10 protein-coding genes are annotated in these 16295 nt (G+C 52.6%); 6 read left to right on the forward strand and 4 right to left on the reverse strand.

The features are described from left to right. The first annotated feature begins 514 nt into the window (after positions 1-514). Complete coding sequence (gene prfA, locus MXE41_RS03080; RefSeq protein ID WP_246978991.1) at positions 515-1609, forward strand: peptide chain release factor 1; 1095 nt, start codon at positions 515-517, stop codon at positions 1607-1609. A gap of 299 nt (positions 1610-1908) precedes the next feature. On the opposite strand, the gene MXE41_RS03085 is transcribed toward prfA, so the two are convergent. Both MXE41_RS03085 and MXE41_RS03090 read right to left on the reverse strand, forming a co-directional pair. Further along, a complete protein-coding gene (locus MXE41_RS03085; RefSeq protein WP_247099325.1) occupies positions 1909-3534 on the reverse strand; it encodes a hypothetical protein in 1626 nt (541 codons plus the stop codon). Between the two features lie 904 nt (positions 3535-4438). Continuing rightward, complete coding sequence (locus MXE41_RS03090) at positions 4439-4648, reverse strand: hypothetical protein (protein WP_247099326.1); 210 nt, start codon at positions 4646-4648, stop codon at positions 4439-4441. A 584-nt stretch (positions 4649-5232) separates the two neighbouring features. Between MXE41_RS03090 and prmC the strand changes: the two genes are divergently transcribed. From prmC to MXE41_RS03110, 4 genes are all read left to right on the forward strand, one after another. Beyond that, complete coding sequence (prmC, locus tag MXE41_RS03095; RefSeq protein WP_247099327.1) at positions 5233-6081, forward strand: peptide chain release factor N(5)-glutamine methyltransferase; 849 nt, start codon at positions 5233-5235, stop codon at positions 6079-6081. Between the two features lie 286 nt (positions 6082-6367). Then, positions 6368-7219 (forward strand): 3-deoxy-8-phosphooctulonate synthase, encoded by an 852-nt coding sequence (gene kdsA / locus MXE41_RS03100; protein ID WP_246976340.1) that lies wholly within the window; start codon positions 6368-6370, stop codon positions 7217-7219. Positions 7220-7794: 575 nt separating this feature from the next. After that, complete coding sequence (locus tag MXE41_RS03105) at positions 7795-9405, forward strand: FkbM family methyltransferase (RefSeq protein WP_247099328.1); 1611 nt, start codon at positions 7795-7797, stop codon at positions 9403-9405. A gap of 726 nt (positions 9406-10131) precedes the next feature. Then, positions 10132-11133: a hypothetical protein gene (locus MXE41_RS03110; RefSeq protein ID WP_246976347.1), complete on the forward strand. Its 1002-nt coding sequence runs from the start codon at positions 10132-10134 to the stop codon at positions 11131-11133. 419 nt (positions 11134-11552) lie between these two features. Here the strand turns inward: MXE41_RS03110 and MXE41_RS03115 are convergent, their stop codons facing one another. Beyond that, positions 11553-12041 carry a 3'-5' exonuclease gene (locus MXE41_RS03115; RefSeq protein ID WP_247099329.1) on the reverse strand — a complete coding sequence of 163 codons (489 nt, stop codon included), beginning with the start codon at positions 12039-12041 and terminating at the stop codon, positions 11553-11555. Between the two features lie 825 nt (positions 12042-12866). Here MXE41_RS03115 and MXE41_RS03120 point away from each other — a divergent pair. Further along, positions 12867-14084, forward strand: coding sequence for an MFS transporter (locus MXE41_RS03120; RefSeq protein WP_246976353.1), 1218 nt, complete (start codon positions 12867-12869; stop codon positions 14082-14084). Between the two features lie 394 nt (positions 14085-14478). Here MXE41_RS03120 and MXE41_RS03125 read toward each other — a convergent pair whose 3' ends face one another. After that, positions 14479-15312: a GNAT family N-acetyltransferase gene (locus MXE41_RS03125; RefSeq protein WP_247099330.1), complete on the reverse strand. Its 834-nt coding sequence runs from the start codon at positions 15310-15312 to the stop codon at positions 14479-14481. Between the last annotated feature and the right edge of the window lie 983 nt (positions 15313-16295).

Consider the following 16295-nt stretch of genomic DNA (forward strand, 5'->3'; position numbering starts at 1 on the left):
TTTTTCTTTGGCAACTCACTGATTCCCGGCCAAAACCTTATCTGAACCTCCACACCAGGCCTGCAGCCCTGGCTCCTTTCCTGACCTGTGCCCGGCTCGCTTTGCCCGCTCCGCTGTGCCTGCGGCCCCATGAGCCTTCGGCCCCATGAGCCTGCAGCTCAGTTGTGCCAGGGCGATCAAGTTCTGAGCGGCAGGGCGGTCGCAGCAGCGGGCGGACAGGCCGGGCTTTTGCCTGAGACAGGGATCAAAGGCAAGGACAGCGGCCCTGGCCAGGGCATGTTCAGGGGTAGTGATGGGCTTATGGACAGTGTGATTGTGTATTTGTTGACTGGTGCTAAAAATGCTAAAATAGGCGGTTATTTTCACGGCAGTCACCTGTAAGCTTATGCCTGAAGTTCAGGCCGGGAGGCCTGAGAGCTGTCAGGTTTCAGGGGCGCCTTATGAGCCCTGCAGGCATGGAGAGCATGCGTGCAGCAGCCGCAGATTAGATGGCAGCAGTCGTTTAGGTTTTAGCATGCAAGAAAGTATTTTAAGAAGATTAGACTCCATCGTAGAGCGTCACATGGAGGTTGAGCAGTTACTGGCTCAGCCTGAGGTGATTGCAGATCAGGAGAAGTTCCGCGAACTCAACCGTGAGTATTCACGTCTTCAGGTGCTGGTTGACACCTACAAGGAATACCGTACCTGTGCCTCGGACCTCGAGGAAATGCAGGCCATGATCAATGGTGACGATCCTGACATGCGCGCCATGGCCGAAGAAGAGATGGGCCCTACCAAAGAGCGCGTTGAAAAGCTCGACCATGATCTGCAGATTCTGCTTCTGCCTCATGATGAGCGCGATGACTGCAACTGCTTCCTGGAAATCCGTGCCGGTACTGGCGGTGATGAGGCTGCCCTCTTTGCCGGTGAGATGTTCCGCATGTACACCAAATACTGCGAAACCAAGGGATGGACTCTGGAAATCGTTTCTGTTTCCGAAGGTGAAATGGGCGGTTACAAAGAGGCTATTGCCAAGCTCTCAGGCGAGGGTGCTTACGGCTACATGAAGTTTGAGTCCGGCGGTCACCGTGTACAGCGCGTACCTGAGACAGAGTCTCAGGGCCGTGTCCACACCTCAGCCTGTACCGTAATGGTTCTGCCTGAGATTCCACCTTCAAAGGCTCCTGAAATCAACCCTGCCGATCTTGAAGTTGACACCTTCCGTGCCTCCGGTGCCGGTGGTCAGCACATTAACAAGACTGACTCTGCCGTACGTATTACTCACAAGCCATCAGGCATTGTAGTTGAGTGTCAGGATCAGCGTTCCCAGCACTCCAACCGTGCCCGTGCCATGGAAGTTCTGATTTCCCGTCTGGCCAAGCTTGAAGAGGACAGACGTAATGCCGCTCTTGCCGAGCAGCGTCAGAGCGTATTAAGTACTGGTGACCGTTCCGACCGTATCCGTACTTACAACTTCCCGCAGAGCCGTGTAACCGATCACCGCATCAATCTGACCTTATACCGTCTTGCTGAAATCATGGAAGGCAAGCTTGATCTGCTTTTACAGCCGGTAATTGAAGAGTACCAGGCTGAACAGCTGGCAGCTATGGCAACCCAGGGCGGCCTCTAAAACAAGCATGCTAATTTCCCGGCCCGGTGCTTCTGACCTTTCAGGTCAGCAGCCCGGGCCTTTTTCATGCCCGCAATCCGTACCTGCAGCAGCACCGCCACCGCAGCGCCCGGCATACAGCGCTGCCGCCGTCGCGCCGCAACCCCTGCAGCGCTGCGCTGGCAGGGCCACGCCGACGGCGGCGGCTGTGCGACGGCTGCACTGCAGGGCACATAAAGAAAAAGCAGCCCGGAGGCTGCTTTTTTAAATATTTTGTTGTTTTTTAGGAGTCTTACACCGGCTCACCGGCAGGCAGCAGCTTATGCTGCGTGGTCTGGTGAAATCTTTGCGTTGATGAGCTGACCATGGTCATCATAGTAGCGCTCAAATGGAGCACGGATATCAGCCTCAGACTCATTGGCGCCATGGCCTGCATGAGTGTTGATGGTGCATGAGTCAAGGCTCAGCTGCTTCCAGATGCCATCCCAGCGGGCAGCTACGTGCTTTTCAGTGGCGGCATCAAAAGCTGGAGCCTGAGTGTTCTGCTCAGCTGTACGCTCTACGGTATCGCGGGCGGCGTTGATGGAGGCCATAATCATGCTCTGAACATCGTCGTAACCTCGCTCGGAGTACATCTGCTGGTACTGGGCAACCAGTTCCTGAGCTGATGGGGCATCATGCCTGGTGCTGCTCTTGCGGCTGCTCATCTCTTCGTTGAGAGCGGCGCTTAACACACCTGATACCAGAGACATGGCAGGGCTGATATCAAAGCCGTCTTCAACTACGCTAAAGCCGGTCTCATTGGCGGCTGGACGCTGTGCAGCATTGTGGCTACGAAGCTGCTCGTAAAGGCTGGCAGCAAACTGTGCAGATACCGGGGCCTGAGCAAAGATACCGGCAAAGTGCAGAGCTTTGGTTGGGGCTTCGTGCTTTACAGTCTTGACGTAGTCACCGTCACGCTCGGCAGTGGCTCGCAGCTGCTCGCTCAGGGCAGCGGCATAAATGCCCGAAGCTGGAGTCAAGGCAAACATGTGAGCATTGTGCAGGGCACGAACTGGAGCCACAGCTTTGTGAGCCTGCTCAGCGGTGCGGGCAGCCTGAGGATCGGCCTCAAGAGGCTGACCAGCGGCAGCGTGCAGCTGGGCACTCATGTCAGCAGTGGTCTGTGCGGCTGCAGGGGTAGTAGCAAACATGTGGCCGAAGCTTAAGAAACCTGGCAGGACGCTGTTGCGCTCAGCATTCCTGTCTGCGCCACTGTTATCAGCCTTAAGGCTGTCAGCCTCAGAGCCATTGTTATCCTGAGCCATGGCACGCAGCTGTTCGCTCAGGGCGGCGGCATAAATGCCTGAAGCTGGAGTCATGGCAAACATGTGAGCATTTTGCAAAACACTGACGCTCTTTGAGTTCTGAGCGGACTTTACAGAAACAGTATTGAACTGGGCGCTGGCCTCGGCATTTGCCTTGTCAGCGGCGGCGCTGGTGCCGGAGAGCATGCCGCTTTCAGCACGGGCACGCAGCTGCTCGCTCAGGGCGGCGGCATAAATTCCGGAAACTGGAGTCATGGCAAACATGTGAGCGTTGTGCAGGGCGCTTACATCATTACGCAGCTCATTGTGCTCATTTTTGTTCTGAAAGCTGCGCTCAACTGCACGCTGCTGCTCGCTGTGAGCTCCGCTTAATACGGCGGATATAACTGACATGCTCATGCTTACCTGATACTCAGGTGCGGCGGCAAAGCCCTGTGGCAGATTGCGCTCAGCACTGATGGAGGCGCGCATGTTCATATTGCGATTGCTGTTGACGAGCTGCTCGTGGGCAACTGAATCCATTACTGCAGATGCTGGAGTGGTAGCAAAGCTGGCAGCGAAAGTATTGCCCTCAGGGGCGGCGAAGAAATCCTTGATACGGGAGATGGTGTTCTTGACGTTTGCGATTACGTTGATCATTTTTTGCTTCTTAAAGGTGAACCTTATGCGGTTCTCTGTCTGATTTTGTCGCCAGGCATCATGGCCTCTTGACTGCTTGACCAGCGTGGCTCTTTTCTAATCCATGCCTTCTGTGGTGCTGGCCGGGTTCTGGATGTGTCTGCAGCCTGTCCCTTAGCAGGGGAGCTGTTCGACATTCAGGCAGCAATTAACAAATTGAGACATCTGATATTCCTGCATGTCTGTTCCGGGCAGAAACTCGAAACTATGAGGAAACGCTCCTGGCTTGCGACCCTGCGCTCTGCTTTCTCATGAGCCGGTGGATCCTTTCTGCATTTTCTCGGGCCGGGAGCGGCTGGAGCACTGCGGCTTTCCAGCGCTGCTGTCGTGGCGGGTACCAGGCTTTGTATGTCCTGTCTTGCCTGACAACAATTTCATGTTAGCAACTTTTTCAGGGGGCGGAGGCTGCTGTCATCGTGTGACGTATGTCACAAAAATGCAGCGAGCTGGAAAATGGCTCAAATACGGCAAAATGCAAACATTTGCACCATTTCGATAATTTTACCAATTACGCATGAATATTATGTCAGGTTATACAAAAAGCATGAAAATTAACAATCAAATGGCGTAAATATCAATAAAATCAAGATTAAATAGACAGCAATGTATGGAAGCCGTTAAGTGTGGCCTATGTCACATTTTTGCGGCGACTATTTCAGTATTTCGATTAACAAATACGATATATATGGTATTTGATAAAGAATTATCAAAAAGCAAGCAAGAACTTAAAGAAAAACCAAAATTTTGCCATATATCACATTGATAAAAAACCAGGTGTAACGCCCAATGAAACAACAATGCAACAAAATGCAAAATTTTTCATAAGCGGATCCAAACTAAAATCTGGCTTATTTAAGCCATAAAGTCAGGTAAAAGCGTACTCATCACCATGATAAAGATCAGCTAAATCACTTGGCATGATGCATAAATGACTGCAAAAGTATGCAATGAGTTTTGGTAAAATAATTAAATCACTGGTAATTTTTGCGCTGAAAAGCCCCCGGAATACCAATTCCAATACCAATACCAAAAGGCCCCACAAACGCCATTCCCATACAGCTAAAACCAAATTCACAGGCAATCACCATCCCACCACAGCCAAATCCACAGAGCATCTACAGCCATTCCTCCATAAGCAAAAACTTTGATGCCAGGGCAGGATAAAGCCACCATGATCATGCAAGGCTCACCGATAAGACCAGGCAGGTCACGCCTGACCAGTATGGTCACGCCCTAAAAGTGAATGACAGGAATGGCTCTTAACAGTAAGGCAGGGCCATGAAACCAGGACAGGGTGGGATGTTTTCTGCTATCAGCATGGAAGTAGCAGGCAAAGCACCTGTTAAATACAGGGGACGGAGTATTATGGTTAGTACTGTTAAGCGGCGCTTGCCTGGGGCTGGCTTGCCAGGCTGCGCTTTCCAGGGGATATGCCCGTATGGGGCGCTTGCCTCGGGCCAGGTTCGTATTGAATCGCTTGCCTGCGGAGGTGCAGAGAGATGCTGCATATTTATCTGTTGCGCTCAGGAGTGGATAGCTGGCGGTGTTTATCGTTTATCATGCATGTATCGTGACCTGCCTGCAGATCAGTAAGGCACTGAGTGGGTATCTGCTGTTATTATTTATGGACAAATACCGTTATGAACTGGAGAGAGTGCCATGATTATTAGAGAACTGCTGCGCAAGGGCGTTGAAGAGCTCAAGGCAGCCGGCTCAGAGAGCTACCGCCTTGATGCCGTACTCTTGCTGATGAAGGCCTGTAATTTAAGCCGGGTTCAGGTAATCACAATGGACGACAGTGAGGTTGATCCAGACAGAGCACAGGAGTTTGAGCGCCTGATATCCGCCCGTGCCAAAGGGCATCCCGTGGCTCATCTGCTGGGTGAGCGTGACTTCTGGGAGCTTACCTTAAAGGTCAATGAACATACTCTGATTCCTCGTCCTGATACTGAAGTTCTGGTAGAGCAGGCTCTGAAAACTGTCAGCAGCCATGATTTTGGCCCTGCCCCCAGAGTTCTTGATCTGGGCACAGGCAGTGGAGCCATTATTCTCTCCATCAAGCATTCAGCCGGGCACATTATTGCCAGTGCAGTAGAGCGTTCCGCTCAGGCATTAGAGGTAGCCCGGGAAAATGCCCGGCTTAATAATCTTGAGGTGCACTTCTATGAGGGCTCATGGTTTGAGCCTTTACCTCAGGGCAGCTGCTTTGATTTGATAGTATCCAATCCTCCATATATAGAGGAGCATGATCCGCATCTTACTCAGGGTGATGTCAGGTTTGAACCGCTTACTGCTCTGGTGTCAGGACAGGATGGCCTTGATGATATCCGCCACATTGCTGATAAAGCTGGTCAATATCTGGTCAAAGGTGGATATTTGCTCTTTGAGCATGGATATAATCAGGCAGAGGCCGTCAGAGCTGTACTGAGCTCATCTGGCTTTGACAACGTCAGCACGGTAAAAGACCTTGGCGGTAATGACCGTGTCACCATGGGACAGCTGCGCTGATCCTTGCACAGGCCCGTTACAGTATGCTGCCAGCAGGACGACGGTCAGCATTGCAGCCTGATGCAGTAACCTGCAGGACAGGCTGATGCAGAGCCCAGCCGGGCAGGATGATGCCGTGCCCAGCCGGACACGACCGCATGTGACGCGGTGCTCGTACCTGTGAGGTGAGGTGAGGTGAGGTGAGCTGACTTGTGGCTGCTGTGATGGTAGCTGTGAACTGAGTGCGCTGTTATCTGTTTTATATGACAGGTTGATACTTTATAAAGTATTTTAGGAAGAGGTTGTTATGAGTGATAAGAGAATTAAAGTAGCAGACTTTGAGATTGGCAATGACTTGCCTCTTACCGTTATTGGTGGTCTTAATGTGCTTGAGGATTACGACCTTGCTGCCCGCACTGTCGAGGTTTACAAGGAGACCTGTGCCTCACTTGGTCTGAACTTTATCTTCAAGGCCAGTTTCGACAAGGCCAACCGCTCTTCGGTGCACTCTTTCCGTGGTCCTGGCCTTTATGAGGGTATGAAGATCTTTGATCGCATCAAGGAAGAGTTTAATGTGCCTGTCATCACTGATGTGCATGAGCCGTATCAGTGTAATGAAGTAGCACCTTATGTTGATGTGCTGCAGCTGCCGGCCTTCCTTGCAAGGCAGACTGATCTTGTGAATGCCATGGCTGAGACCGGCAAGGTTATCAACGTCAAAAAGCCTCAGTTCATGTCACCAAATCAGGTGGTTAACATTATTGAAAAGTTCTCCGAGTGCGGCAATGAGCAGGTGATGCTCTGTGAGCGTGGCACCCAGTTTGGCTATGACAATCTGGTAGTGGACATGCTGGGCTTTACTGTCATGAAAAATGTCAGCAACGGTGCCCCAATTGTGTTTGACGTAACCCACTCTCTGCAGTGCCGTGCCTCAGATGCAGCAGCATCAGGTGGCCGTCGTGCTCAGGCCCTGGAGCTTGCCAAGTCAGGTGTCGCCCAGAAGATAGCTGCCATTTTCCTTGAGACTCACCCTGACCCGGATCAGGCCAGGTGTGATGGTCCAAGTGCTCTGCCACTGGCCTTACTCAATCCTTTCCTCACTCAGCTCAATGAGCTGGACTCACTGGTCAAGTCTCAGTCTCCACTGCAGATTGACTGACCGGACCAGCAGGTCTACCCTGCAACAGGTCGCCTGACATCAGTCGTGTCGTGACCTGACGCTGCAGGGCATCAGATCTGAGTCTTTTATCAAAACAGGTCCCGTGACGGGCGCAGCTGCTGGCTGTCCGGGACTTTTGGTCTGTACTGCACAAACGAGCACAGCCGATTACGTGCGGCTGCCCTGAGAGTGATGCATCGGTACTGAGCGTGCCGCTGCACAACAGCGGCCCCGGCATGATGCAGTTTTGCGACGGCATGGCTGCATTCGGCCTGGTGGCTTTTGAGCTGTTTCATAGGTGGCAGGCTCTCCCGGCCTTGCCTGTGCTGTAAGGCCTGTGCCTGAAAAGCCATACGGCTCTGGCCGTTAAGTCCGGGCGCGCGGGTCGGCTGCTCGGTCAGGGCATGGCATGACAGGGCATGTGCTCAGGGCTGCTTGCATTCTCATCAGTGAGCGGCAGCGTGGCCGCAGGCTGAGTGCCGCAGGCAATGTGAGATGGCCGGGCCGGTATGGCTCAGGTCTGATTGAGCAGGTTTTTAATCGGCGGCATTTAAGGTCATCAGCTGCCAATGGCTGTGGCCGTATTTCATGGATGTGAGAACAGCAAGAAGATGATCTCTTTAAATTTTGGTGATGATACTTTTTCCTCAGGCGGCTTTATCAACACCGCTCAGATGAGTGAAAACAACAAGGGTAAAACCTCAAAGAATGGCTTATATAAGCTATTTTCATGGGGGGGGGTAGAGCTTTCTTCGCTTAAGGACAGCTCCGTTTGCGAGGCCCGTTTTCGTTACACACTGGAGCGTATGGAGCCTGAGCAGGGGCAGTCTCTGATGTGGCTGTTACCTGAGCTGTACCGTATCTGCGCTCATGGTGCTCATATTGAGATCGTTACCGCTCCGCCAGCCTATATCCGTAATTCCGGTGATCCGGCTGTATGCCGCACCATCACTGCTGACACCTTAAAGTTCCTTGATGCTGATTTGCGCAGCAAACTCGCAACTTCAGACACATCCCGCCTTACCTGCAGAGCCCTTGATGAGCTGGGCATCAATTTCCGTCTGCTCAGTACCCAGTGTCAGTTCTCTCATCAGCTTATGGCTGAGTATTCCGGCACCAGATTTAACAACGATGCCGAACTTAACGCCTTTATCGCCGCTCACGAAGATCAGATCGTCAACTACACCTTCCATCTGGTCTGCATTAAGGAGCCTGGTCAGTTCTTCGGTCTTATCAGACTGCCTGATGACATCAGAAGTATTAAGCTGCGAGATGAAAGCGGACTCAACAAGGCGCTGCCAGAAGGCCAGAGATGGCGTGGCGACCTTTCACCTTATGTACTGCGTACCTTTGACCCGTCCATCTTCCATGGCTACATTGCCAGCACTATTGCCCGAATTGGCTGCTGGGAGCCTGAAGACAGCAAGATCGTAGCCGAGCTGATCCGCATCTTTGCCGATCATAAGGACAGCTTTACCTTGGCCAACATAGGCGCAAACATCGGATGGTATTCCATCCTTGCCGCCCGTATGACCAACAGGGTTAAAATCGATGCTTTTGAGCCTAATCCTGAGACTCTGGAGCTGCTCAAGGACAATGTCCGTATCAACCAGCTTGAAAGTCAGATTACGGTTCATGGCATAGCTCTGTCAGACAAAAAGGGCGAAGTTGATTTCCACGTCAACCACAACAACGACGGCGGCAGCTCCATTCACCTGAGTACCCATAACCAGGCTCGTGACCAGACAGTATTTGAGAAAATCACCGTGCCGACAGACTCAATGGAAAATATCTTCTATGGCAGGGGCAAGGATCAGTGGCCTGATCTGATTGTCATTGACGTTGAGGGCCATGAGCAATTCGTCTTCAACGGCTGCTGGAAAATGTTTGAAGAGGGCTTCCGTCCTGTTATCTTTGCCGAGTTCTGTCCTTATCTTATGGAGACCTCTGGCGGCACTACATGGTGGCGCGATATCATCGAGAAATATAACTACAGCGTCTATGTGGTCAGCCATCAAAGCGGCCAGTCGGGCATGATCAGAGGCACTCTTGATCAGATGCAGGAGCTTTACGACGATATTCGTCATGTCAAGGAAGATGAGGATGCGCGCCTGAGCAATATCCTCCTGGTTCCTGATTTCATTGAAGAGCGTGACGGCAACCTGGTTTTCAAGGACCAGGCCTGACCGCAACCGACCCTGGCTACGGCCATTGTCGGCCATGCCCACGCCTGGCCGGACCTCAGGCCCGGAGCCCGCCTTATCGCCCGTACATCTGATGCCTCCGGCCAGTAGGTCCGCAGCCGTGCAGGGCCTGGGGCCGACTCCACACTGCACTCATGTCTTTATCCTTTCCCATCCATTCCATTTCCCCTCCACTCCCTGCATTCTGGCAGGGATGCATCCTGCCTGAGCGCTCCATGAGGTTATTCGAGAGCGATGGCTGTGCCTCATTGATGACTCTTGGGATGACCCTGTCTTCTCATCCGTTCCTGATACTGCAGCTGTTCTTTGCAAAAGTCTGTGTTTGCGGCATTTTTTGGGATAGAATAGCGAGTTCGACGTGAGCGGTAACAGTATGACGGCATTTGTCTGAGGCCGGCGGTGCTGCCTTGCTGCAAACGTTTTTCTGCCTGTGCTGCGCCTGCTGGGGCTGTAGACGGGTTCAATATCTGCTTTAGCCTTCACTCATGTCTGGCCCGCGCTGATAAATGCTGCGCTGTGTATGCATATTCCTCTGTACTGTGCAGCAGGAATTTCTGGCCCTGGGCTCCGGTTTCCCGGCCTGTCCTGGCACGCCCTGGTGCCGGGTCATCAGGGCAATGAGCTCAGATTATGAGCTGTCCTAAGATTTGGCTAATCAAAAAGGGCTAAAGTAACGCAGTTGTTTTGTTTTATCACGGGGCATCATTCATGCTTAGTTCAAATAGCCCAATGGGCAAGTCTTTTGTATTGTCTTCACTGTGTGCAGCTCTCCTTGTTACTGCCTGCAACGATTCCAACGCCACTGCTCAAGACACTAAGTCTGCTCCGGCTGCTGCCAGCACTCAGGACAGCGTAGCTCTGGTTACCTCATCTTCTGATATCAACAGACGTAATCATGTCTGCTTCACAATGGATGTGAACAACGTCAAGTGTGTTCTTGGTGACACCGTAGCCTATGTTCCACAGCCAATTCTTGATGAGCAGAAGGCCGATCAGAACAAGGGCAAAGGCAAGAAAGACAAGAAAGAGGATGCCGCTGAAAAAGAGGCTCAGGCTCAGTTAATGGCCAACCAGAACGCCCTTAATGAGGCCCGTTCTCTGGTATTTGTTGCCAAGTACTGTGACATGAACAGTCCTGTTGTTTACTCCAAGGAAGGCGTTGCCTGTACCTTCAAGCCACATGCCCTGTATGATGCAGGTGCTGTAGCCGAGGCTACCCAGTATCAGATGAATCTGCTGCGCTCCAATGAGTTCTTCAAGGAAGTTGCTTCAATCGAGGGTGTTGAGAAGTTCACCGATGCTGCCTTTGGTCAGCACGGCGGTTACCGTATTTTCCTTGAGCGCGGCAACAGCGGCGATGGCAAGAAGATTGGTGATGACACCTCTGCCCGTATCCTGACCAAGCGTATTGACCTTGAGGGCAATGTACTGGGCTTCTATCATGAGGAGCTCAATTTCGCCAACTTAAACCCACAGATGAAGATCCTTACTGCCGGTCTGTCCGCAGGCGATCATGTAAAGCTGGTATTTGATACCACCTTACAGAATGAGCAGCCATTATGGCGTACCTCCTCTCTGGAGTTCGGCCAGCCATACATCTGGGAAGTTGAGGTTGAGTCCGTAGGCCCTGCCATTGTTGAAAAGCCAGCTGAGACTCCTGCCAAGGATCAAGCCGCAGAAAAGGCCGGCACCGACAAGAAGAGCAAGTAATTGCTCTGTCATCTCCACGGCGCTCAGAGGCAGCCTGCGCTGCTCTTACGTGGCACAAGCTTATGCCTTATGCCCTTGCATGAGGTATAAGGCAGGAGCTGAACCTGCCCACCGGTCTGGCTGTCAGACATAGAAAAAGGCTTATGACATATGCTGTCATAAGCCTTTTTCTTTTGGGCAGAATCTCCGATCCGCGCAGTCTGGCAGCTGGCCTGGTCAGTCCCGGTCGAGCCCAGTCTGCAGTAAGCCACCCACAGCCTGTTAAGGTATGGCAGGGCCAGTGCTCCATAACACCTGGGACTGGCTGGTACTGTGGCTGTATGCGTGCCCTGCAGGGCAGCGGCTGTGGCTGCATGCGGCCCGGCAGGGCAGCTGCTGGCTGACATGTGTCAGATGAGCGGGGCTGGACTTGAGTTCAGCTACAGGATTTGCAGCGCCAGACTGGCACAGGCGCGGGCATCAGACAGGGCCTGATGGTGCTGGAGATCAATATTGTAGATTCTGGACAGGGTGTTCAGACGGTGGTTGGGCAGCTCAGGATGCAGACGGCGGGCAGCAAGCAGGGTGCAGTGGAACTCGTAGTCAGGATAGATCATGTCATATGCCTCAAACACATTCTGCAGACAGCTGCGGTCAAAGGCACGGTTATGAGCTACCAGCGGCAGGCCTGATATGCGGGGCTCAATGCGGGACCATACTGCAGGAAAAAGGTCAGCAGCGGCAACATCACGTGGTCTGATACCGTGAACATTGATGCATGCCTGACTGAAATAGTCCGGTACTGGACGAATCATTTCGTAGATTTCTTCTACTATGGACCCGTTTCGGCAAATCACAACGCCAACAGAGCAGACACTGCTGCGCTTGCTGTTGGCCGTCTCAAAGTCGATTGCGGCAAAATTCTGCATGGTGTGATCTCGTGAACAACTACGACAGCTAAGCTGCCTCAGGGGTACGCCATCATTAAGCGTAAAACGTACCTGTAAAAACAGGCACATAATAGCCCCTATGTCTGTACTCAGCAAGTCGTGCATACCATGCTGTCTGTTAAACAGGCCAAGGCTGCAAGCGCCATTGATGAGTTTGCATGCCCAGGCTGCAGGCGTCATGGCTGTGTATGCAGGCCCTGGCTGCAAACGCCATGGCTGTGTTTGCATTTCCGTAAGTAAGCCCATGGTCAGCTGTCTGCCCGGCACTCATTGCTGTCGCCCGTAAACAAACCGGCCTGCCGTAGCGGCAGCATGCCCTGGCCCCGCCGGGCAGGCCTGTCGGGACAGGCAGCCACTTTGGCTTGCTCAGGATGTGGCTGGTATTACCATGGGAGTGACAGCCCTTGCCATGAGCCTGGCTGCCCTGTCCAGGAGGTTATGGTCCAGTTCCTGTGGCTTTCCGGGTGGGACTGAGCATTTGTCAATGCAAGTGAATATTGTGAGCATGATCAAATAACTGGGCGCACTGCAATAACGTTTTGTACACTCAATTGACCTGCACATTTCGCAGCCCTGTTTTTCTGGGCATAATGATCGTTTGATTTCATGCCTTACACCTGACAGGCTGCCTTGATATTCTGGCCTTAACAGCCCCGGGGATCCGCCAGGACTCAGCCCATGGGCAGCTCAGGCGGCGCGGGCTCTCCCAGAGGTCCTTGCCATGCCTGGCTGCGCCAGGTGCTGCCGGGGATGGCAGACTGTGGTGTTTTTTGCTTCAGCTTTTGCTTGAGGACAGTGACTATTATGATTCGTGGCTTAATTGCGCTTGCTTTTGGCACCCTGGGACTGGGAATTGCCGAGTATGTGGCCATGGGCCTTCTCCCTTACTGGGCTGCAGACTTTGATGTCTCCATTGCTCAGAGCGGTCATGCCATTTCTTCTTATGCCATAGGCGTGGCCATAGGTGCTTTCTGTATTATTGTCATGCGCCGCATGCGTCTTAAGAGCATACTTTTGCTGCTCATTGTGGTCCATATTCTGGGTAATGTGCTTACGGCATTTGCTCCTTCCTTTGAGACCATGCTCGGAGCAAGATTTATTGCCGGCCTGCCCCATGGTGCCTATTTTGGTGTGGGCTCAATCATTGCCCAGCGCCTTGCAACAAAGGGCAAGGGCACCTCAGCCGTGTCCATCATGGTGGCCGGCATGACCGTATCCAATATTTTCGGCGTACCTCTGGGTACAGCTCTGGCTCACAGTCTGTCCTGGCGCACTATTTTCTATCTGGTCATTGTCTGGGGCATTATTGTGCTGGTCAGCGCCATCATGTGGGTACGTGATGTGGGCAAAATCGAGGATACCGGCTTTAAGGGACAGTTTGTCTTCTTAAGACATCCGGCTCCATGGCTGGTGCTGGCAGCTACCATGTTTGGCAATGCCGGTATTTTCTGCATGCACTCCTACATAAGCCCTCTTATTACCGACTATGCCGGTCTGCCACTGCAGTATGTATCAGCCATCATGGCCGCCATGGGTATATCAATGGTCATTGCCAATCTGGTATCAGGACGTCTGTGCGATCGCTATACACCTGGCAAGGTAGCCTTTGTCTGTCAGTTCATTACCATTTTTGTACTGCTGGGCATAGCCGCCTTTGGTCAGAATCCTGTGGTACTGATTATTCTGGCCTGTGTTGCTGCCGGTATGCTCTTTGCCATTTCCTCACCTGAGCAGGTCTCTATCCTGAGAGTTGCACCTGGCGGCCTGCTGCTGGGAGCCTCTCTGGTCCAGGCGGCTTTTAACCTTGGTAATGCCATTGGAGCCTGGGCAGGCGGTATTCCTTTTGAGCTCAATATGCACATGAGCTGGGTCACTATATTTGGTGCCATTCTGGCAGCCGTGGGAGCATTGGCACTGTACCTCTATTTCCGCCGTTACGAACCGCTTTTCCCTGATACAGCAGGCAGCCACGACGACGTCGATGACAGCAGCCAGTCACAGACCGGCGCCAGCAGCACATAAAGCTAAGCTGCATGCGCCGCTGTATGCTCAGTCAGCATCCCGTAACGGGGCCTTGCAGGAAGAGCAAGGGCAGAGTCGGGCAGGGGCAGCGCCCATATATGGCTGTTTGCAGTCAAAGTGATTTTATCCAGCCCTGTTCTTTATGAACAAAAGCAAAGAGGCCAGACACCCAAAAGTGTCTGGCCTCTTTGTCAAAATCAGGTGCAAATTAAGCTGCACCATCTGGTACGGTCTTTTTCCCGTGACCTCATACAGCGCTGTGCAGTGCAGCTTACTGGAGCAGGTCGCACCGCAGGGATTCCGGAACAGCCTGGGGCCGGGCACTGACGCACAGTCACTGACTTTCAGTCATTGAATGAAGCCGGTGCCCGGAACTTAAGTTACAGCCTCACAGTTACTGCGGCTGTTCCTGAGCATCAAGGCTGTAGTTTAAGTAGATATTGCCTGGTTTGGCTTTGAGATTGGATGGCAGTCCAGACTGATCGGTAATGACAAAGCCGCAGTGCTGGTAGAGACTCAGGGCAGCCTGATATGAGGCAATAGTGGCAATAATGACGTTATGACACTTCTTTTCCAGCGATGAACCCAGCTCTATGGCTGAATGGATAAGGCTGGTAGCTACACCCTGATGGCGGTGGCCAGGGCGCACATAAATGCGGTTGACGTACAGGTAGCAGCCAGGGTCACGGGTCTTTTGGCCAGATGAGCCCCCGGCGCTGCCATCGCCATCTGCTGAGGATGAGTCAGAGCTGTCGACGCCTTGAGGATCCGGTGAGCTTGACCTTGCAGAGGCCAGGGCTGCCTCGAGCAGACTGGCTGTAGAGACATTCTGGGCGCCGCTGTCGGAATTGCCGCTGGAAGCCTGACGGATAAGCTGTATCTGCAGAGCGGTCAGATCAACAGAGGCGGCCTTTTTGGCTTTGATATCCTCATAAGGAGTGACACTTGCTGACAGCAGACCGGCCAGACGGCGCTGACCGCTGTCATCATGGGCAAAACATACCAGCAGGTGAGTTCCCTTAAGATAGTCAACTACGGTCTGATCGACCTTTTCGAGCAGCTCATCAGGGATGTCTTCATCACTGTCATCCAGATACTCACCATAGCTCTTGAGTTCAAGAGACATGTTGAAAAGCTGCATATAGTGCTCATCATGGTTGTAGGGCAGAACCTCAAGCATGGCATGGGCAGCTGCACCTTCACTTACGTTACCGTGGTCGTAGCTCATATTATTCTCACCAGAGCCATACAGCTTTAAGACTGTATGTACTGGCACCCTCCTGTCAAACAACAATTCGGCAGTACATCCCCTGAGGGGAAAAGCAAAGTAGACTGCCTCGGTATTGAGATGTCGTCAGGCTGCGCATAAGCTCAGTCTGGCCATGACATCTAAGGCCTGCAGGTCAGGCCTGTGATATTTTAATCATCAAATGACTGGCATCTCCACATTTATGGAGCTGCCATGCATCTTATAACACATCAAAGCGCCAGGTGACGCCAGGTGTTAATAATTGTCCTTTATTCCAAAGCACATGCCATAAGGCCAGTCACAGCCTGAGCGTCATGCCCTCAGCCATGCCCATCATGCATGAAGCCATGCTCATCATACCCGCAGCCATGCAGTGCATGCCATGATAAGGCATATAACGTACGGTTAACCTGGTCAGCATGCCGGTGAGCTAAAGCCATCATGGCACTGAACCATGGTCACAGCCGCAAGGTCAGCTGTCCGGCAAGGCATCAGTCCATGAGTATCAGATACCAGGACGTAAGCCTCACAGGTATGAGATACCAATGGCATGATTATCACGGGGATGAGATACCATGGGCATGATTCTCACTGGTATCAGATACCCGGGACGACTCTTATGGTACCACTATGCCCCGTATTTCCCGGCAGCAAAATCCCCTGGTATTCTGACCGCAGGTCAAACGGGCGGGGAACAGGCAACAGCAAATCTGCTGTCCTGTTACCGAGCGCCTCAATACCATGTGATCAAAGCAGAAATCTCAGGGGCATTACCAAGGATGCATAAGCTGCACAGAGGCAGCTCAGTTAAGCATGGCCCATACAGGCAATGACCGGCACGCTCAGCAACCTGAAAAATGTCCCTCGAGGGCAATCAATAAAGGCGCTCTTCATGATCGCAGACCTGGGGATTTCACTCAGGGCGTCACTGCCCCGACGTTACCCGTTATGGCCAGTTCAGC

Source organism: Anaerobiospirillum sp. NML120449 (assembly GCF_023051105.1).
Taxonomy (GTDB): Bacteria; Pseudomonadota; Gammaproteobacteria; order Enterobacterales; family Succinivibrionaceae; genus Anaerobiospirillum.